Origin of the sequence: Saccharospirillum impatiens DSM 12546 (assembly GCF_000423605.1) — a bacterium.
Taxonomy (GTDB): domain Bacteria; phylum Pseudomonadota; class Gammaproteobacteria; order Pseudomonadales; family Natronospirillaceae; genus Saccharospirillum; species Saccharospirillum impatiens.
Window position 1 is genome coordinate 78823 of sequence record NZ_AUIH01000009.1, and the last position, 21153, is coordinate 99975.

The following is a 21153-nucleotide window of genomic DNA, read 5'->3' on the forward strand; positions in this document are numbered from 1 at the left end:
CATGAAAACCCGACTCGGAAAACGACTAACCGCTTTGTTTGAAGCCATCCCTCCCGGCTACGACGCTGTCTGGGACCTGTGTTGCGATCACGGCCGGCTGGGCCTTGGGCTACTGGAAACCCAGCGAACCCCGCAGGTGCATTTTGTTGACCAGATCCCGTCCATCATGGCGGATCTGCAAGACCGGTTGAAGCGTTACGGTGCCAAAGGCTACCAGTTACATACCTTGCCCGCCGAACAACTGAATCTGCCAAACCAGGGCACTCAGTTGCTGGTACTGGCGGGCGTAGGCGATGAAGTCGCTCAAGCAATTATTACCGGGGTTACGCAACGCAACCCGACCATTCAGCCCGACTGGCTGATCTCACCCGCCAACAAGGTGTTTCAGGTCCGGCGTTATCTGCATCAACAAGGCTTTGGTGTGTTGGACGAAGGCGTCGTTTTTGAGAACGGACGGGGCTATGAATGGCTGAGGGTCAGCCAAAACCGAGAACGCGCTATTAACCCGATCAGCAACCCGGCTCCATTCTGGAATGCCCAGGTGCCCGAGCATCGGGCACACCTGCAGAAGTTGATTAAACATGCCCGCAAACAACTGAACAATCCCAAAGAACAGGATGCGCGGTTCATGCTGGAGCTGTATGAACCGCTGCTGGAAAATCACTGAACTCAACAAACGACACTTTGGGGACACTGTTCAAAATATTCATAACGATGAACACCATCATGATTCACCGGCAGTTCTGTCACCCTGAGCTGACCAGGCGGCAGACCAGAAACATTCAGTCACGTTAGAGACACTATTGGGATCCCACTTTTCTTTACTGTTTCGCCGGGTTTACGGCAGTAGGTAGTCATTTTTTCCACTAACCGGACCCGGTTCATGGAAAATCTGCATAAACCTACCAGTATGGATCGTCCCACTTGGTTAAAGGAGGCTCTGAAAAATTAGGCGAGGTCCCTAGCTGTACAAGGCGGAACAACTGCCTGTATTGATGGAGTTATAGGCGAAAAATAAATATAACCAACCAAGGGATTAACAATGAATCCAATCAACCCTAGAACCCTGTTGGCGGGCGCTGTGGCCACAGGCGCCTTACTCGTCGGCAATTCTGCATTAGCAAACCCCTTCCAAGGCAATCTGAATAGTGCCTCTAATCCCGCATTTTCGTATTTTCTGGATGCGTACTGGAGTGGTGCCCACATGCACCGAAACGAATGCCGCGTGATCCGGTGGGCCACGCCCATGCGGTTACCGCGCTGCATGCAGGCTGAGAACATCGTGCCGTATCTGGAAGAGTTTCAACGCCTGGCCGACGAAAACGGCGGTAACCGGGCTGCAGGCCTGTCCGGCTATGATGCCTCGGTAACGTTCGTTGCCAATTCGCTCGAAGACATGGGCTACAACGTCACCCTGGACGCCTTCGATTTCACCGCGTTTTACGAATTGGGTGAAGGACTATTAAGCTCCCTGGCCCCAACGCCGACCAGCTATGTCTGGAATGAAGATGTCACCTACCTCTCCCAAACAGAGCCTGGCAACGTATCCGGCACGGCGCAGACAGTGGACCTTGAACTGGGTGAGGGAAATGCCTCGACCAGCGGCTGTGAAATCGAGGATTTCGACTCGTTTCAGTCCGGCAACATCGCGCTGATGCAACGCGGTGCCTGCAGCTTCCAGCAAAAAGCCGAAAATGCTGCGACAGCAGGAGCCGTGGGCGCGATTATCTTCAACCAGGGGAATGCTGAAGATCGCCAAGGCCTGATCAACGCCACCCTGGGTGACGAATACAGCGGCGGCATACCGGTCTTTTTCGCAACTTATGAAAACGGCGTCACCTGGGCAGAGACAGACGGCCTGGTATTATCGATGCTTGCCGACGTGCTGCGGGAAACCCGCTCGGTTGACAACGTTATTGCCGAAAGCCGCTGGGGTAACCCGAACAATGTCCTGATGCTCGGTGCCCACCTTGACTCCGTTGCCGAAGGCCCAGGCATTAACGACAACGCATCAGGCAGTGCCGCCCTGCTGGAAATGGCCAACCTGATGCAAAAAGCCCGTACCCGTAACAAAGTCCGTTTCGCCTGGTGGGGTGCCGAAGAAGCCGGGTTGGTAGGCTCCACCCGCTATGTACAAAACCTCGACGAAACCGAACTTGGGCGCATCAAGGCCTACCTGAACTTTGACATGATCGCTTCGCCGAACTTTATTTACGGCATCTACGATGGCGGCGGTTCGGAGTTCGGGCTAGAAGGTCCAGCAGGATCAGCAGCCATCGAAAGCGTGTTCGAGACATACTTCGAGCTGAGAGGCGAATCCTTTGTCGACAGCGAAATCAGCTTCCGTTCCGACTACGCGCAATTCTTCGTTGAAGACATCGCCTTCGGCGGTCTCTTTACTGGCGCAGAAGTCATCAAGACCGAAGAAGAGGCCTCGGTATTCGGTGGTGAAGCCGGTGTAGCCTATGACGAATGCTATCATGCAGCCTGCGACACCATCGAGAACTTCGATCTGCGTGCACTGGAGGTCAATGCAGACGCCATAGCCTTTGTAACTTCTATCTTTGCCCAGACTACGCACTTGATCGACGAGCAAATAGAAGCCGCAGAAGCTGAACCGTCGATTCAGACGTTCATGACCAAAGCTGTTCAGTACGACATCACCCACTGGGGCAAGCATTGGATTAAATAAATCCGCGACCCGGTACACTGTAAGAGCAGGGTTTGCCCTGCTCTTTTCTTTATCCACTCGCCCAATGACCCCAAGCTCATAGCAGCTTGATCACATTTACAGCAATTCTGCCGCCTGCCAAGTTAATATTATTGGGAGCACCCACATCAGTTTTACTTTGATCCCGACTAAATTTCCGTCGTATCCCAGCTACCCAGTTGAATGCAAGGCCCTTCAAGTATCGCCAACTGCGGCTGAATAACGCCGGGATTGTCGTTCACCACCAGCCGGTGTGCTTCCATCACCGCCTGCCAACGCTCGGGGTCGAGATCCCAGCGTCTGTTTTCTTCGGTAATGGCACCCAGATACACCCACTCGCGATTGTCTCCGGTTTCAGCCCAGAGGTGCGTCGCCCCTTCCGGACGGTCATCGAGACGCGCCGACCATTGAGCGGATACCCAGGCGGGTTGGTCGCCGTCGCTGCGATAACCACTGACCACCAGAGCCACGTCCCCTTCCCAGCTCAGCGGCGCCATATAGGCTGGACCAACTGTACCCGGCGATTGGAACAGGCCCATATTCAGCGTCACCATGACCAGCGCTACCACTGCGCCGCCCATGACCGCAGGCCACCAGACTGATGGATTGAACACATCCAGCAGGCGGCTCAAGGCGCCTGGTCGTTGCGTCGATGCGGTGGATAGTTTGGATGACGCAGTCGCCTGTTGCCGGTCAACGGGCAAAGAGCGTTCAATCTGGTGCCAGATATCTGCAGGCGGTGCCTGCTCCGGATAGCGATTGTGCAGCGGCAACATGCGGTCGGACCAGTCGGCTACGGCAACCTTGAGCGGCGGATGCTCACGCATCAACTGTTCCATTCGACGGCGCACCCGGGCGGTCATGTCACCCGCAACGTATTGGGCCGCCAGTTGGTCGCATACTTCCGGGTTGGAATACCTCAAGCTTCGAGACATCGTTTCAACTCCTGTAAACCGCGACGAATCCAGGCCTTCACCGTGCCCAGGGGGCGCTCCAGTCGTTGCTGGACTTCCTGGTGGCTGTAGCCATAAATATAGGACAAGACGATGGCCTGACGGGCATTCCCGTTCAGAAACTCGAGACACCGCTCAACGCCACTGTCCAGCGCATTGTGCGTCTGGCCTTCGACATCGGCCGGGTCCATATCATCCAGCGACTGTTCACGTTTACGGTTGCGACTGCGCAATCGATCAAGCGAGGCGTTACGCGTGGTAACGATCAGCCAGCCCCACACGGAACCCACACCCCGGTGATCTGCCGCTTGCTGCCAGACCTTCAGGTAGACTTCCTGCAAGACATCAGCCGCTTCGCCGTCGTCTTTGAGGATTTGTACCGCCACACTCATCAGGCGGGGGCTGGTCAACTCGTAAAGGCTGCGCAGCGCCTGGGTATCCTGAGCACACACCCGGCCAAGCCATCGCTGCATTCGCTCGGCTTCTTCCGGGTTTGATTCTCTGGTTCGGGAAGGTGCGGTCAAAGGGTCAATTCCTTTCATGATCCACGATCAGTATAAAGGACCTTATTACTCGTGTCTGCGAGGGGAAGTCGCAAGCTTTTCTTGTTTCTTCCGTTGCCAGCAATCATTCAAGTCACTCCTGCATCAATTGGGTTGAACGTATAACCCAGACGAGGCCCGACCCGGTTATGGATGCTCTGGCCGACACTTTTGCTCGATGCCGAGATCGTGCCGACATATTTTTTACATTGCTCTAGCTCTTGAAACCTTCCGCACCAACCCTATCTTAAGTCGTGCAGCAGGACGTCTCTTTGAGAGTCCCATTGCTATCTAACCAGTGCCCCCAAGGGGCTGACCATTGTATTGCTTCGTTAGGAGAATATGACCATGACACACATTGATTTAACACCACTGTACCGCAGCACCATTGGCTTCGACCGTATGGCCAACTTGTTGGATTCCGCCATGCGCGGTGAACAGACCTCCAACGGTTATCCGCCTTACAACATCGAAGTGACCGGTGAAAATGAGTACGGCATTACCCTGGCCGTTGCCGGTTTCGAAGAAGACGAGCTGAACCTTCAGGTCGAGAACGGTGTACTGACGGTCGGCGGTAAGAAAGCCGGTAGTGAGAGCGACAAAAATCGTCGTTTCCTGCATCAGGGCATCGCTTACCGGTCGTTTGAACGCAAGTTCAATCTGGCCGACCACGTCGAAGTGCGCGGCGCGGATCTGAAGCACGGCCTGCTGACCATTCAGTTGGTTAAGGAAGTGCCAGAAGCGATGAAGCCGAAGAGCATTGCCATCAATGGCAAAGCAACCAGCTCGGCGATCGAGCATAGCGACAGCAAAGAGCAATCCAAAGTCGCCTGATCTAGATATGCCATTCTGCTAAAAAGGGACGCAAGTCCCTTTTTTTATGGCTACTCATAAACCCGAGAAATTGAAGTAGTACAAGAACCACGCCAGACAGCGCCATCCAAGGGCATTCCTTGGACGTATCCTCTCCCTCCCTTATAGTACCTTATCACTGAACCCTTCAACCGGATGCTGATCCCATGCCTCACGACACCCTTCGTATTCGCGGCGCGCGCCAGAACAACCTGAACAATCTGGATCTGGACATTCCGCTGGGAGAGTTAGTGGTGGTCACCGGTGTGAGCGGTTCGGGCAAGTCGACACTGGCGTTCGACACCATCTACGCGGAAGGTCAGCGCCGTTATGTGGAGACCTTCTCAGCCTACGCCCGCCAGTTTCTGGACCGCATGGACAAGCCCGCTGTCGACAGCATCGACGGGATTCCGCCCGCCATTGCGATCGAGCAAAGCAACACGGTACGCACCTCCCGCTCGACCGTGGGCACCATGACGGAACTGAACGACTACCTGAAACTGCTGTTTGCCCGCCTCGCGCATCTCTATTGCCAGAATTGCGGTCACGAAGTCGTCAGCGATACGCCACAAAGCATCGTAAACGCCCTGTTTACCGCCGGGCCTTCCGGGCAAAGGCTGATGGTGTGCATTCCGCTGCACGTGCCGGAACGACTGAGCGATGACGAGGTATCACAACTGCTCAACCAGCAAGGCTATGCCCGCATTCATCGGCGCGAGGGTGACCGGGTTGAAGTGGTTCAGGACCGACTGAAACTGACCGGTGATAACCGCAGCCGACTGACCGAAGCGGTGGAAACAGCGCTGCACTATGGCAAGGGCCATGTGTTGGTTTACCCCCTGGGCGATGACCGGGAAGCCGGTAGCGGTGAACGGTTTTCAAGCCATCACCACTGTGCCCGCTGTGATATCGACTATCCCGAACCCAGCCCCAGCCAGTTTTCGTTCAACTCACCCATCGGGGCCTGCGACAGTTGCAAGGGGTTTGGCCGCATCATTGGGGTCGACTACGGGCTGGTCATTCCGGACCCACGCAAAAGCCTGAAAGCGGGTGTCATCAAACCCATTCAGACACCGGCCTATGAAGAAGTGCAACGGGACCTGATTCGCTATGCCAAAAAACGCGGCATACCCATCGACACACCCTGGTCGGAACTCAGCGAGAAAGACCGGGCCTGGGTGATCGAGGGTGAAGGCGACTGGGACCAGGGCGTCTGGTATGGCGTTCAGGAGTTTTTCAAATGGCTGGAAAGCAAAGCCTACAAAATGCACATCCGGGTGCTGCTGTCGAAGTATCGGGCCTACACGCCTTGCGAAGCGTGCGGCGGCGCCCGCCTGAAACCCACATCGCTCTGGTGGCGCGTAGGCTCACTGAAAGCCGCTGACCAGGTACTGAACGACCGTGACCGGTTTGTACCGGTTGGCACTCAACTGGCTGACAAGATTGTCCGGCAACTGCCTGGGCTCAATATCTCAGATTTGATGCAACTGCCGCTGGCTCGCTGCGCGGAATTTTTCAAACAACTGGCGGGCACCGATACCGACGAGCCCACCCAACTGCTGCTCACCGAGATCCGCTCGCGCCTCGGCTATCTGTGCGAAGTGGGCCTCGATTACCTGACACTGGATCGCCAGTCGCGCACGCTGAGTGGTGGCGAAGTGCAGCGCATCAATCTGACCACAGCGCTCGGCACCTCGCTGGTCAACACCCTGTTTGTGCTGGATGAACCCAGCACCGGTTTACACCCTCGCGATATTGAGCGACTGGTCACGGTTCTGCACCGGTTGCGGGATGCCGGCAATTCACTGCTCGTCGTTGAACATGACCCGCAAGTCATTTTGTCGGCCGACCGCATTCTGGACATTGGCCCGGGGCCCGGCAAAGCTGGCGGGAATATCGAGTTTTTCGGAACGCCCAAGTCGCTGTTCCGGCGCAAGAATAATCTCACCGCCCGCTACTTGAATGGCACCGACCAGGTCAGCGCTGCACCTGTACAACCGATCGACCCTTCGGGCAACCGGGTCATTATAAAAGGCGCCCGCGAACACAATTTAAAGAATATAGATGTCAGTATTCCCCTCGGCCAACTGGTGTGCCTAACGGGCGTCAGTGGGTCCGGGAAATCCACTCTGATGCGGCAGATTCTGTACCCCGCCATTCTCAAACATCAGGGCGAGCAGACCGAAGCGCCGGGCGCGCACGACCGAATCGACGGGTTGGATGTCATAGACCGCGCGGTACTGGTCGACCAGAGCCCGATCGGCAAAACCACCCGCTCAACCCCGGCGACTTATGTTGGTGCTTTCGATGCGATTCGCAAACGCTTTGTCGCCACGCCGCAAGCCAAAGAGCGGGGTTACACACCGGGCACCTTCAGCTTCAACTCCGGCCAGGGGCGCTGCCCGACCTGTCAGGGCAATGGCTTCGAGCATGTAGAAATGCAGTTTCTGAGCGACGTCTATTTGCGCTGCTCCGATTGCAACGGAAAACGCTTCCGGGATGAAATTCTGGAAATCAAACTCCTGCCCATGGCCGCCGACGCCGATCACTCAAGCCCGGTATCGATTGCGGACGTACTCGCCATGACCGTCACCGAGGCCCTGGCGTTTTTCAAAAACGAGCCGGACATTCAACGCAGCTTGCAACCACTGGCCGATGTGGGCCTGACCTATTTGCAACTGGGCCAGGCCGTTCCCACCCTGAGCGGTGGCGAAGCTCAGCGGCTCAAGCTGGCCGGCCACCTGGCATCAACCGGTTCGGCAAGTAAGGGCAAAAGCAAAACACAGGAGCACATCCTGTTTCTGTTCGATGAACCCACCACCGGGTTGCATTTCGCTGACATTGCCACGCTGATGACTGCCTTTCGTCAATTACAGGACGCTGGCCATTCGCTGCTGGTGATTGAACACAACCTCGATGTCATGCGCGCATCCGACTGGATCATCGACATCGGGCCGGAAGGTGGCGATGCGGGTGGTGAATTGCTGATCGCGGGCACGCCTGCAGAGGTGATGGCCAGCCACACCGGTCATACCGCCCGGGCACTGCACGATTATGTGCACTCGCTGAAGGAAGGCGGCAAAGGGGTTGCTGAGATCGCCGCCCGCTATACGGCGAAAACCAAACACGCCACTGACAACACCATTCGGGTTCACCATGCCCGCGAACACAATTTAAAGAACATCGATGTCACCTTGCCGCGCGATAAACTGACCGTGATCTCCGGGGTCAGTGGCAGTGGTAAGAGTACCCTGGCGTTTGATCTGATTTTTGGCGAAGGCCAGCGCCGTTATCTGGAATCGCTTAATGCCTATGCGCGCCAGTTTGTGCAACCGGCAGCAAGACCCGACGTGGATGCTATTTATGGCATACCGCCAGCGGTGGCCATTGAACAGCGAACCAGTCGCGGTGGGCGTAAAAGTACGCTGGGCACCCTGACCGAAATCTATCACTACCTGCGGTTGCTCTACGTGAAACTGGGCACCCAGCATTGCCCGGATTGCGACGTTCCGATAGAACCGCAAACCCCGAGCGCCATACTCTCCCGTCTGCAGAAAAACTTTCGCGGTCAGGCCGTTACTTTGCTCGCCCCTATGGTTGTCGCCCGCAAGGGCATCTACCGTGAGCTCGCGGAATGGGCAGCCAGCCGCGGCTATGACCGGCTTCGCGTAGACGGGCAATACCAGCCAACCGACAACTGGCCAGCACTGGATCGTTATAAAGAGCACGATATTGAGCTGCCGTTACTCGACATCACCGTCTCCCCGAAAAACGAGCGCACCCTGGCCGAAGGCCTGGAACAGGCACTGAGCCTGGGCAATGGCTTGGTCATCGTCACCGCCACTAAAGCCGGTAAGGCAAGCCGTAAACAGGACCGTCTGTTTTCCACCCGGCGTGCCTGCCCCAGTTGCGGTACGGGCTTTGATGAGCTTGACCCAAGGCTGTTTTCCTACAACTCCAAACACGGCTGGTGCGGTACCTGCTACGGCACCGGCAGTCAGATTAAAGGCTTTGATGAAGAACAGACGGGGGAAGAGCATACCTGGCAACCGGATGATGACATTACCGAAAAGCCCTGTTCCAGTTGCCAGGGTCAGCGACTTAACCCGACGGCCCTGGCCGTGCGCTTTCGCGACCGTTCGATTGCCGACCTCGCCGCGTTACCGGTAGACGCCGCAGAACACTGGTTCGGCAAACTGACCCTGAACACAAAAGAAGAGGCGATTGCGCGTGACTTGCTCGCTGAAATGCACAGTCGTTTGCAGTTTCTGCAAAAGGTTGGGCTCAACTACCTGAGCCTCGACCGCGCGGCACCGACCCTGAGCGGTGGTGAAGCCCAGCGCATCCGACTGGCCGCTCAATTGGGGTCGAGCCTGCAGGGCGTGTGTTATGTGCTCGATGAACCGACGATTGGCCTGCACACCCGGGACAACCGCAAACTGATCGAAACCCTTAGGGAACTGCAGCAACAGGGCAACACTGTGATCGTGGTCGAGCACGATGAAGACACCCTTCGCGAAGCCGACTACCTGATCGACATGGGCCCGCGCGCGGGCATCAACGGGGGTGAAGTCGTCGCTCACGGTAGCCTGAAACAGATCATGAGCAACAAGCGCTCGCTGACCGGTCAAATGCTCTCGCAGCCGCTGCGCCACCCCATGCCAGCGCTGCGCAATGCCGATATGCGCCAGCTGTGGGAGCCAGAGAATGTGACCATTCAAGGTGCGCATCAGAACAACCTGCGTACGATCGACGTCAGCGTGCCATTGCGCCAGTTGGTCGCCATTACCGGTGTCAGTGGCAGCGGCAAAAGCACCCTGATACGCGGTGTGCTCTACCCCAATCTGAAACGCGCCATCGCCAGCCAGAACACGAGAAGCAAAGCCAAAGTCCGCTGGCAGGGAACCGAGCAAATAGCGGGCTGGGAAAGCATTGATCGCATTCTTGAAGTCGATCAGACCCCTATCGGCAAAACCCCGCGTTCCTGCCCAGCCACCTACATCGGCATCTGGGACAGCATTCGCAAACTCTTTGCCGGTACGGTCGATGCGCGGCTGCGCGGTTACACACCCGCCCGCTTTTCCTTCAACGCGGGCGACGGGCGTTGCGATGCCTGCGGCGGCCAGGGCGAGCAAAAAATTGAAATGAACTTCCTGCCCGATGTGCGTATTCCGTGCGATGTCTGCCACGGCTGGCGGTTCAACGATGAAACACTGGGCGTCACCTACAAGGGCAAACACATTGGTGAAGTCCTGGCGATGAACATCGACGAAGCAACCGAGTTTTTCGCGCCCATCAGCAAAGTCCACCACGCGCTCAGCCTGTTGCAGGATGTGGGTCTCGGCTACCTGACACTCGGTCAGCAAAGCCCAACCCTCAGCGGCGGTGAAGCCCAGCGCATCAAGTTGGTGGCCGAGCTGGCGAAGGCCAATATGACCCCGGAAGACAACAAGGGTCGGCGATCTCAACACAACCTCTATGTGCTCGACGAACCGACGGTTGGGTTGCACATGGCCGATGTGGACAAACTGCTGCGTGTATTGCATCGGCTGGTTGATGCAGGCAATTCAGTGCTGGTGATTGAACACAACCTGGATGTGATTGCCGAAGCGGACTGGGCCATCGATATGGGCCCCGAAGGTGGGCAACACGGCGGCCGGGTTATCGCCCAGGGGACACCGGCGACACTGGCAAAGCGCAAGCGTTCCTTCACCGGGCAGTATCTGAAGGAGGTCCTCGGGTAGTCAGGAACACGACATCGACTCCAGCCACCAAGCCAGGCCATTAATGCAGGCTATGTCGATTATTCCGGCTTTTTTCGACATAGCTCATTGCTATGTTGATCGTATCGACATAGACTCCCCAGAACCACCATCTATGTCGAAATTTCAAAGGAATTTGTACATGGCCTGGCGCCCAGACGAACCCTACAACCAGTTACCGCTGCTGCCGCCCGCTAAAGCAAGCACGGAAACGCTGGGCATACTCAAAGCCTGTATTCCTGCCCGTGCCGCACTGGCGGAACTGAAACAGGCCGGAGAGCTTATTCCGAATCAAACACTGCTCATCAACCTGCTGCCATTACTCGAAGCCAAAGACAGCTCCGAGATAGAAAACATCGTCACCACAACCGACAAGCTGTTCAGATACGCGCAGGAAGCTCAGGGTGCCGACCCTGCCACCAAAGAAGCCCTCCAGTACCGCACGGCACTCTATGAAGGCTTCATCAAGCTTCAGCAAAAGCCGCTATGCACCAATACCGCTGTGGATATATGCAGTACCCTCAAGGGTGTGGACATGAATATCCGTAAAGTGCCTGGCACCATCATTGGCAACCAGAACACCGGTGAAACGATATACACCCCACCCTGTGGCGAAGCAGTGATCCGCAACCTGCTCGCCAACTGGGAGAACTATCTACACAACATCCTGCAAGCGGAAGACGACACCGACCCACTGATCAAAATGGCAATCAGCCATTACCAGTTTGAGGCCATTCACCCCTTCCATGACGGCAATGGCCGGACAGGCAGAATCGTGAATGTGCTTTATCTGATCGAACAACAATTATTGACTCTGCCCATTCTGTATCTGAGCCGTTACATCGTTCAACACAAAAGCGACTACTACCGCTTACTCAACCACGTTACCCGCACCGGTGACTGGCAGGAATGGATCATCTTCATACTCAAAGGAATCGAGCAAGTATCCTCCTGGACCTGTAAAAAAATCGCCGCTATGCGAGAGTTGATTACCCAAACCGAACAGCATGTAAAGCATCAGCTTCCTAAGCTGTACAGCTTTGAACTGGTACAGACCCTCTTTGAGCAGCCTTACTGCCGCATCAGCAACCTGGTAGACAAAGACATCGCCAAACGACAAACGGCCTCTAGTTATCTAAAACAACTGGTGGAGATCGGCGTGTTGCAGGAAAAAACCGCTGGCAATGAAAAGCTGTTCCTTAACCCCCGCTTGTTGCAACTGATGACAAGCGACAGTAACGAGATAACGCCTTATCAGTGATATTGGCTAACTAAGATCACCACGGTCAACAATGTCGTTCTGATACCAATCCATAACAGCCTGTTGAATAGAGTCATTCATTGCAGCATACAACGGCCACTCAAGGGTGGCCTGTGTTGCTCATTTTTACTTATTTTGCCTGACCTGAGGCCGCGGAGGAACTCATTGCTGATTGACTTGCCTTAGGGGGCCTTCGGAGGCAAAACGAACATTAACGAAAATAATTTTGACATTTACGAAAACGAATTTAGACTGCATCTTACTGATCATCTTATTCGTGGAGCGACCATGTCTGTGCCCAACCCTGCTGCAAGCCACCAAGCCGCCACCGTACAACCCTGGAACCGGGACGATCATCTGGACCGCCTGGCCGAGGCTGAGGTGGATGTTCTGGTGATAGGCGGCGGTGCCAGTGGCGCCGGGGTTGCGCTGGATGCCCTGAGCCGCGGGCTGACCACGGCACTGGTCGATCGTCAGGATTTTATGGCCGGCACGTCCAGCCGCTCCACAAAACTCATTCACGGGGGCGTGCGCTACCTGGAGCAGGCCTTCAAAGGGCTGGACTACGGCAAGTATCAACTGGTTCGTGAAGCCCTGGCCGAACGCAAGCGCATGCTCGCCATGGCACCGCATCTTGCCTGGCCGCTGACGCTGATCACGCCGGTTAAAAGCCTGATCGGCCTGCCCTACTACCGCTTCGGCCTGGGTCTGTACGATGTGTTGTCCGGCTCACAGCGCCTGGGCAAATCGCGCATTGAGAGCACCGCCGAAATGAAACGCGCCTGTCCGAGCCTCGACATCAAACCGCTCAAGGGCGGCGTCAGCTACATGGATGGCCAGTTCGATGATGCGCGCTTTGGCGTCGCCATGGTTCGTTCGGCTGTTGAGCAGGGCGCGGCCGTCGCCAACCATGTTGACGTGAACGAGTTGTTAAAGCACGACGACGGCACTGTCGCGGGTGCTCGCTGCACCGACCTGATTAGCCAGCGAACATTGACCATTCGTGCCAAAGCCGTGGTCAACTGCACCGGCCCCTGGACGGACACCCTGCGCTTGCAGGCCGATCCGAATGCCAAACCGCTGATGACCGTCTCAAGTGGCATTCACGTGGTGCTGAATAAAACCCTGCTACCCGATGGCCGTGGCATCCTGATTCCTGAAACCGACGATGGCCGGGTGCTGTTCCTGTTGCCCTGGTTGGGCAAAACACTGGTCGGCACCACTGATGACCCGGCTGAGTTGAGCGACCGTCCGGAAGCGAGCCAGTCAGAGATCGATTACATCATCAAACACATCAATGAATGGCTGGACGAACCGGTCAGCCACAGTGACATCAGCGCGACGTTCTCCGGCTTGCGCCCCTTGGTGTCTGACCCGGACGAGAGCTCCACATCAGGCCTGACCCGCGATCACGTTGTCCTGCAAGACAAAGGCCTGTTCAGTCTGACCGGTGGCAAATGGACCACCTGGCGTCGTATGGCGGAAGATTGCATGGACATTGTCGTCAAACAAACCCGGGGGTTGAACGCCAAAGCCTGCCAAACGTACGATCTGCGCCTGCCCGGCGCCAATGGAGATGCTGCGGCGGCTGAATCGGCCCTGAAGGACCAGCCAGAAGACATTGCCGATTACCTCTGGCAAGCCTATGGCGACCGCGCGCACCTGGTCTTGGCAGCGGGCTCTCCAGAACGTCTGGTTAGCGGCGCGCCTTACATTGAAGCCGAACTGGCCTGGGCGATGCTATTTGAAGGGGCCTGCAAGGCGGATGACGTACTTAACCGTCGGCTGAGGGTTGGCATGCTCGATCAACAGGCAAAAGAGCAGATTGAGGCGCGGCTACAGCAGTTGGTAAACGCGGCCTGAGAATGGCCTGCTGCCGTTTCTAATCAGCCCGGTGACGCGGTACACTACCGGTCCGATATAATCACCGTGATCCGTTGCCATGCCTTCAACCCAGGCCATTCTCGACAAAGCCAGCCAGCACTGCCAGCAGCGCGGTGAACGCCTGACGCCCAAACGCAGTCGTATCCTCGAATTATTGCTGGCATCTGACGGCCCCAAGTCGGCCTACGATCTGATCAGTGATCACGACCGGACCTACGGTGAAAGTCCGGCCGCCATGTCCGTCTATCGGATGCTGAATTTTCTGGTTGATGCCGGTCTGGCCCATCGTCTGGCGACCACCAATCAGTTTATGGCCTGCGCTCACATTGCCTGTGACCACGCACACCGGGTTCCCCAATTGTTGATATGCGACCAGTGTCACCATGTTGAAGAAATTGGCCTGGGCTCCGACCTGATGAGTGAATTGCAACACAGCGCCGATGCCAGTGGCTTTCGCATCGGCTCAACCCCACTTGAGATACACGGACTGTGCAAACGCTGCAGCCACTGATCAGACACCTCACACAGATTGCGTGAAACCCAGCGTTCAACTTGCAGTCTGGCAGGATTCCAGCTATTGCTTATTACACGATGGCGCTCTGACCGGGCCTAACCGAACACCGGCGCCATCCGTTCCGGCTTCTGCTTCAAATGGAGTAACACCATTAAACGCCTACCCCCGCTCAACAGCCTGAAAAGCTTCGAATCGGCCGCGCGACTGGGCAGCTTTCAGAAAGCCAGCCAGGAGTTGTTCGTGACGCCGTCGGCGGTCAGCCATCAGATCAAATCACTGGAAGAATTTCTGGAGGTTGAGCTGTTCATTCGCCAAACACGGCGTATTGAACTGACGTCAGCCGGCAAGGAGTACCTGCGTACCGTTCAAAAAGCCCTGTCCGATATCGAACGGGCCACCCAGCGGTTGGTTTCCGCCCATGGTACCGGTGAACTGAACCTCTCGGTAGCACCTGCGTTTCTGCACCGCTGGCTTTTACCCCGCATTAGCCGGTTCTACGACACTCACGCCAACATTGAGCTGGAACTGTCGGCCTCAACCGGCCTGATTGATTTCGCGCACAGCGATACCGACATGGCGGTCTATTTTGGCGATGGTCACTGGGATAATGTCGAGTGCAGTTTCCTGAAGCGGTCGGCGCTGATTCCCGTCTGCACTCCCAGCCTGTTGAACAACAAACCGATTCATCTACCCGAAGACATCACCCGTCATACTCTGTTGCACGTCAGCAAACGACCGGATGAATGGCGCGCCTGGTTTGAAGCGGCCGGTACCGAGTTCAGGGAGACTCGCAAGGGCATGTTTCTCTCCAGTGGTCTGTTGACGGCCCAGGCGGCTGCACGGGGCCTTGGTGTCGCACTCTCGGACATCAGTCTGATCAGCGAGGAGATCCAGTCGGGCGAACTGGTCGCACCGCTGGATATCCCGCTGGAATTGTCCAAATCCTTCTATCTGGTGTACCGGAAAAACCGTCCGCTGACCCCGGCCATGAAAGCCTTTCAGGACTGGATCATGGCCGAGATGGCAGTTGATGCGCTGAACCCTGGGGCGTCTGAATGACCCACGGTCGGCCAGGAGGCAAGGGGTCCGCAGCGTCAACCCGGGGCACCCCTGTGGGGTCGGCGTAAATCCATCCATGGAGCCTAGACCACAGCCGAAGCGTCGGACCGATCCATACTGCGGACTCCCCCACAGGGGCACCCCGGGTGGCCGCTGCTTATCGATCCAACAACAACACGTGAATAAATAAGCGACTTACAATTAGTGCCCTACTGAAAACACAATTTCACCATCACGCACTTCTGCGGCAATGGCATCACCACTGCCAAAATCACCGCGCAGCAGGGATTGCGCCAGGCTGTTCTCCAGCTCCCGCTGAATCACCCGCTTGAGCGGACGAGCGCCGTAAACCGGGTCGTAGCCGGCGGCGCAGATCTTGTCCATGGCTTCTTCGGTCAGGTGCAGCTTCATGCCTTGCTCGGTCAGACGTGCCCGCAGTGCTGCCAGTTGAATGTCGGCAATGCCGCGCATCTGGTTGCGTTGCAGTGGGTGGAACACCACGACTTCGTCTACCCGGTTGATGAACTCGGGCCGGAAATGCTGGCCGACCACGTCCATCACCGATGATTTCATGGCTTCGTAATTTTCCTCACCCGCCAGCGTCTGAATGATGTCGCTGCCGAGGTTTGAGGTCATCACAATCACTGTATTGCGAAAGTCGACTGTGCGGCCCTGACCATCGGTCAATCGACCATCGTCCAGCACCTGCAACAAGATGTTGAACACATCACCGTGCGCTTTTTCCACTTCATCGAGCAAGATCACCGAATAGGGTCGACGCCGCACCGCTTCGGTCAGGTAACCCCCCTCTTCATAGCCGACATAGCCCGGAGGCGCCCCAATCAGCCTGGCAACAGAGTGCTTCTCCATGAACTCCGACATATCGATGCGAATCATGGCTACTTCGGTATCGAACAGGAACTCGGCCAACGCTTTGCACAGTTCGGTTTTACCCACACCAGTAGGGCCCAGAAACAGGAAGGAACCGTTGGGACGATTCGGATCAGACAAACCGGAACGGGAACGTCGAATGGCATTGGACACCGCAACAAGCGCTTCCTGCTGCCCGACAACCCGGCTGTGCAGGTTGTCTTCCATGCTCAGCAATTTCTCGCGTTCACCTTCCAGCATTTTGTCGACCGGAATCCCGGTCCACCGGGAAATAACATTGGCGATGGTCTCGTCGGTAACTTTGTTTTGCAGCAACTGCATGTCCATCATTTCAGCCTGGCTGGCCATGTCGAGCTGCTTTTCCAGCTCGGGGATGCGGCCGTACTGCAACTCGGACATGCGCGCCAGGTCGCCGCTTCGGCGAGCGGTTTCGAGCTCGATACGGGTCTGCTCCAACTGCTCTTTCACATGCTGGGTGCCCTGAACGGCTGCTTTTTCGGTGTTCCAGATCTCTTCCAGATCCGCGTATTCAAGTTCCAGCTGACTGATGGTTTGCTCCAGCTGGATCAAGGTCTTACGGGTCAGTTTGTCGTCGTCTTTTTTCAGCGCCTCGGCTTCTATTTTCAGTTGTATCAGTCGGCGCTCAAGCTTATCCATGCTTTCCGGTTTGGAGTCGATTTCCATGCGAATACGGCTGGCAGCTTCGTCGATCAGGTCGATCGCTTTGTCCGGCAATTGCCGGTCGGTAATGTACCGCTGCGACAAACGTGTCGCCGCGATGATCGCTGCGTCGGTAATGGTGACACCGTGATGCACTTCGTAACGCTCTTTCAGGCCGCGCAAAATAGCAATGCTGTCTTCTTCATTGGGTTCATTGACCTGGACTTTCTGAAAACGTCGCTCCAGTGCACCGTCTTTTTCAATGTATTGACGGTACTCGTTCAGCGTAGTGGCGCCAACGCAGTGGAGCTCACCCCGGGCGAGTGCAGGTTTCAGCATGTTGCCAGCGTCCATGGCACCTTCGCTTTTACCAGCGCCGACCATGGTGTGCAGCTCATCGATAAACAGAATGATCTGCCCTTCCTGTTTCGACAATTCATTCAATACCGCTTTCAAACGCTCTTCGAATTCGCCCCGGTATTTGGCACCAGCCAGCAACGAACCCAGGTCCAGGGATAGAACTCGTTTGTTTTTCAGCGTCTCAGGGACTTCACCGTTCACAATTCGTTGCGCCAACCCTTCTACAATGGCGGTCTTACCAACACCCGGCTCCCCGATCAGCACCGGGTTATTCTTGCGCCGGCGCTGCAGCACCTGAATGGTACGACGGATCTCATCGTCACGGCCGATGACGGGGTCAAGCTTGCCGGCTTCGGCCTGGGAGGTCAGGTCTACGGTGTATTTTTCCAACGCCTGCCGGCTCTCTTCGGCTTCCTGGGTGTTGACGGCCTCACCACCGCGAACCTTATCGATGGCGGTTTCCAGTTGCTCGGCGGTCGCACCCGCATCGCGCAACACCCCGGCGATGCGGCTGCGATCCTGCAACATAGCCAGTATCACCAGTTCACTCGCGATGTACTGATCCTGGCGTTTCTGCGCGAGTTTGTCCGCAAAATTCATCACCCGGCCCAAATCATTGGACATGTGAACTTCGCCATCGTGGTTCTGAATCTGGGGCAAGCTGTCGAGGTAGCTGGCAATACCGGCTTTCAGCTGAGCCATATTGGCACCGGCACTTTGCAGCAGCGGGGCAATGGCGGACCCTTTCTGGTCGAGCAAAGCCACCAGCAAGTGGGCCGGTTCAATAAAATTGTGATCTCGACCCAGGGCAACGGACTGGGCGTCGGAGAGGGCGACCTGCAATTTGCTGGTCAGGCGATCAATACGCATGAGGTAACCTCAGTAATCTGTTCAAGTTAAAGAAAGAATTGGGTCTGAGCGGTCAATAACAAGCGCTTGAAATTTGAACAGTTGACCGGGGTCAACTTTTATTCACTTAACGTCCGGAATCCGCCGCCAATGGGGGCGCCTGATCAGCTAACTGCGCGCGCTCCCGTCCCACGGGAGGGGCTGGGGACAGGGCTCACTTCTGGTTGCTTTAACGCTGAATCCAGATCAGATTGACCATACGTCCCGTCGTACCATCCCGGCGAAAGGAGTAATAATGCTCTTTATCAGTAAAAGTACAGGCTTTGCTGCGATAGATTGCTGGCACACCAGCTTCCTGCAGCCAGAACTCGGCCAGTTGCGGCAAATCGGCCAGCCATTTACCTGGCGATCCGGCCGGTTTAAAGCAGCGTTGCGCACCCGGCCAGTCGGAAAAGGCTTCGACAACGTCCATACCAACTTCAAAGGCTTCAGGGCCAATGGCAGGGCCCAGACCACAGCGAACCCGGGTTGGGTCGCTAAATTGCTGCAGTGTCTCATTCAAAATGCCCGCAGCAAGGCCCCGCCAACCGGCATGAGCAATGGCCACCCGGGCACCGTCATCCTGCCAGAAAAAAACGGGTAGACAATCTGCCGTCATCACGGCTGCGGCAATGCCGGGTTGGGCTACCGTGGCTGCGTCCGCTTCATTGCCGTCAGTGGCGGTGTCAGCGGCCACCACTTGAGTCCCGTGAACCTGAGACAGCCAGCATATGCGCTCGCAGCCTGGCATGCCTGCCAGCAGGGCCGTTCGGTTCGCTTCAACTGCAGCCGTCGAATCACCGACGTGGTGCGCCTGGTTATTGCTGTTAAAGGGCGCCTCGCTGTGACCTCCCTGGCGAGTTGTCCAGCCTAGTTGTACGGCTTTGGGCACTGGCCACAAGGGCCTTTCCATGGTCATATATCGTCTTCGTCCACCTCACCTTCGTGGTCCGCTTCGAGCAACGCCAGCAAGTCAATCATGTCGTCGGGTGTTTCAGCCTGCCAGGCCATGCGCTCGCCGGTACGAGGATGAATCAATTCAAGTTGTGCCGCATGCAAAGCCTGGCGGTCAAACTGGCGCAAGGCTTCGGATACCGCGCGTGTTACGCCTTTGGGCAAGCGCTTGCGACCGGCATACACCGGGTCACCTACCAAAGGATAGCCGATGTGCGCCATATGCACCCGAATCTGATGGGTACGGCCTGTTTCCAGCTTACAGCGAATAAAGGTGTGATTGCGAAATCGATCGGTAACACGGTAGTGGGTCGTCGCTTCTTTGCCTGTGGGGGTGACGGCCATTTTGGTGCGGGCGGTAGCGTGCCGGCCAATGGGTTCGTTAACCCGGCCACCGCCAGTCATGGTGCCAGTGACCAGCGCCTGATACTCCCGGCCCATGCTGCGGTCCTGCAACTGGTTGACCAGGCTGGTATGTGCCGCCAGGTTGCGTGCGACCACCATGAGACCCGTGGTGTCTTTGTCGATGCGGTGCACGATTCCGGCACGGGGTACCGATTTTAGCTCCGGATAGCGAAACAGCAATCCATTCAACAGGGTACCGCCCGGCGTGCCAGCACCAGGGTGCACAACCAGGCCCGCCGGTTTGTTAATGACAACAATATCATCATCTTCATAGACCACGTTTAACTCTACAGGCTCGGCTTCCCAGCGCTCTTCGTCCACCAGAACAGCCTTCAGCGTGAGTGTTTCCCCCCCGATCAGCTTGTCGCGGGGTTTACGCGCCTGCCCATTTACCAGGACTTGACCTTCTTTGATCCACTGCTGGATCCGCGAGCGGGAATACTCGCTGAACAGGCTGGCTGCGACCTGATCGAGCCGCTTTTGGCCCATGTCGAGCGGTACTATCTTGCTGTCTTCCAGTGTCTGGGGAGAATCGGTCATTGGAGCCCTTGGGTGCCTGTGGTTACAATAGCCGCCTATTGTACTTCAAGGGCCGGACCCAACGCATGTTTCACCGTCATTCTGCATCAATCAATCGAACCGCACTGGTATCATTTCTTCTGATGACCCTGGCTCTGGGCGGCTGCAGCCTGTTTCAAAGCAACAATCAGGAATCCGAGCAGGCGCTCTATGAGCGAGCCTCCGGGCACCTGGAGAACCGTAACTATACGCTGGCCATCGATACCCTGGAGCAACTCGAAAGCCGCTTCCCGTTCGGCCGCTATGCCAAACAACTGCAGTTGGACCTGATTTACGCCCGCTACATGAGCAACGACCACGCTCAGGCCCTGCTTGATGCAGACCGCTTCACTCGCCTGAACCCGGATCACCCCAGTGTTGACTACGCCTGGTATCTCAAAGGCATGAGCTACTACAAACTCTATGAACAGAACTCCGGCATTACCGGTCGGGGTGATCTGGCCCAACGCTCTCAAGCCCAGGGCGAAAGCGCTTTCGAGGCGCTTAACCAATTTCTACAGCGCTTTCCGACCAGTGAATACCGCGAAGACGCGACCGATACCATGATCATTCTGAAAGACGCATTGGCCCGGCACGAACTCATCGTGGCCGACTACTACATGCGCCGGGATGCCTGGGTGGCTGCTGCGGAACGTGCTCAGGTAGTGCGCCAGCATTATCCAGGCGTCAGCGCTCAGGGAGATGCTTTGGTGGTGCTGATCGAGTCCTACAACCAGCTCGGCTTGCCACAGGACCGGGAATTGGCACTTGAAGCCCTGCAACGCGACTACCCCGGTCATGCCACTCTGGCCAGCGGCGAGTATGAATCACCCTACCTGCAGCAGGATCGCTGGTGGCTGAAGATTCTGACACTGGGTTTCTTCAGCTAATCCACTCGGC

At 56.5% G+C, this 21153-nt stretch carries 14 protein-coding genes; 9 read left to right on the forward strand and 5 right to left on the reverse strand.

Annotation, left to right across the window (positions count from 1 at the left end; all coding sequences use genetic code 11):
- Position 1: 1 nt before the first annotated feature.
- Entirely contained in the window at positions 2 to 667 is a 666-nt protein-coding gene (locus G565_RS0108435; protein ID WP_028670528.1) for an SAM-dependent methyltransferase, read from the forward strand.
- Positions 668 to 1204: 537 nt separating this feature from the next.
- Positions 1205 to 2692, forward strand: coding sequence for a M28 family peptidase (locus G565_RS0108440; RefSeq protein WP_245584153.1), 1488 nt, complete (start codon positions 1205 to 1207; stop codon positions 2690 to 2692).
- 167 nt (positions 2693 to 2859) lie between these two features.
- Here the strand turns inward: G565_RS0108440 and G565_RS0108445 are convergent, their stop codons facing one another.
- Both G565_RS0108445 and G565_RS0108450 read right to left on the reverse strand, forming a co-directional pair.
- Positions 2860 to 3645, reverse strand: a complete 786-nt coding sequence (locus tag G565_RS0108445) for a hypothetical protein (RefSeq protein WP_028670530.1) — start codon at positions 3643 to 3645, stop codon at positions 2860 to 2862.
- Positions 3630 to 4187, reverse strand: coding sequence for an RNA polymerase sigma factor (locus tag G565_RS0108450; protein ID WP_245584154.1), 558 nt, complete (start codon positions 4185 to 4187; stop codon positions 3630 to 3632). Before G565_RS0108450 ends, G565_RS0108445 begins: the two co-directional genes overlap by 16 nt.
- 366 nt (positions 4188 to 4553) lie before the next feature.
- On the opposite strand from G565_RS0108450, the gene G565_RS0108455 reads away from it, so the two are divergent.
- From G565_RS0108455 to gcvA, 6 genes are all read left to right on the forward strand, one after another.
- Entirely contained in the window at positions 4554 to 5039 is a 486-nt protein-coding gene (locus G565_RS0108455; RefSeq protein ID WP_028670532.1) for an Hsp20 family protein, read from the forward strand.
- A 185-nt stretch (positions 5040 to 5224) separates the two neighbouring features.
- Entirely contained in the window at positions 5225 to 10801 is a 5577-nt protein-coding gene (uvrA, locus tag G565_RS27665) for an excinuclease ABC subunit UvrA (protein ID WP_028670533.1), read from the forward strand.
- A gap of 160 nt (positions 10802 to 10961) precedes the next feature.
- On the forward strand, positions 10962 to 12080 hold the full coding sequence (fic, locus tag G565_RS0108465) for a protein adenylyltransferase Fic (protein ID WP_028670534.1): 1119 nt from the start codon (positions 10962 to 10964) through the stop codon (positions 12078 to 12080).
- A 288-nt stretch (positions 12081 to 12368) separates the two neighbouring features.
- Complete coding sequence (locus tag G565_RS23520; protein ID WP_084649293.1) at positions 12369 to 13943, forward strand: glycerol-3-phosphate dehydrogenase/oxidase; 1575 nt, start codon at positions 12369 to 12371, stop codon at positions 13941 to 13943.
- Positions 13944 to 14022: 79 nt separating this feature from the next.
- Positions 14023 to 14475 carry a Fur family transcriptional regulator gene (locus G565_RS0108475; protein ID WP_028670535.1) on the forward strand — a complete coding sequence of 151 codons (453 nt, stop codon included), beginning with the start codon at positions 14023 to 14025 and terminating at the stop codon, positions 14473 to 14475.
- A gap of 153 nt (positions 14476 to 14628) precedes the next feature.
- Complete coding sequence (gene gcvA, locus G565_RS0108480) at positions 14629 to 15537, forward strand: transcriptional regulator GcvA (protein ID WP_037338358.1); 909 nt, start codon at positions 14629 to 14631, stop codon at positions 15535 to 15537.
- Between the two features lie 201 nt (positions 15538 to 15738).
- Here the strand turns inward: gcvA and clpB are convergent, their stop codons facing one another.
- From clpB to rluD, 3 genes are all read right to left on the reverse strand, one after another.
- Entirely contained in the window at positions 15739 to 18318 is a 2580-nt protein-coding gene (gene clpB, locus G565_RS0108485; protein WP_028670537.1) for an ATP-dependent chaperone ClpB, read from the reverse strand.
- 208 nt (positions 18319 to 18526) lie between these two features.
- Positions 18527 to 19255, reverse strand: coding sequence for a peptidoglycan editing factor PgeF (gene pgeF / locus G565_RS0108490; RefSeq protein ID WP_028670538.1), 729 nt, complete (start codon positions 19253 to 19255; stop codon positions 18527 to 18529).
- A complete protein-coding gene (rluD, locus tag G565_RS0108495) occupies positions 19252 to 20235 on the reverse strand; it encodes a 23S rRNA pseudouridine(1911/1915/1917) synthase RluD (RefSeq protein WP_037338361.1) in 984 nt (327 codons plus the stop codon). The genes pgeF and rluD overlap by 4 nt, the downstream gene beginning before the upstream one ends.
- A 65-nt stretch (positions 20236 to 20300) precedes the next feature.
- Here rluD and G565_RS23525 point away from each other — a divergent pair, with 65 nt between their 5' ends.
- Positions 20301 to 21143, forward strand: coding sequence for an outer membrane protein assembly factor BamD (locus G565_RS23525; protein ID WP_051207622.1), 843 nt, complete (start codon positions 20301 to 20303; stop codon positions 21141 to 21143).
- Positions 21144 to 21153 lie beyond the last annotated feature (10 nt).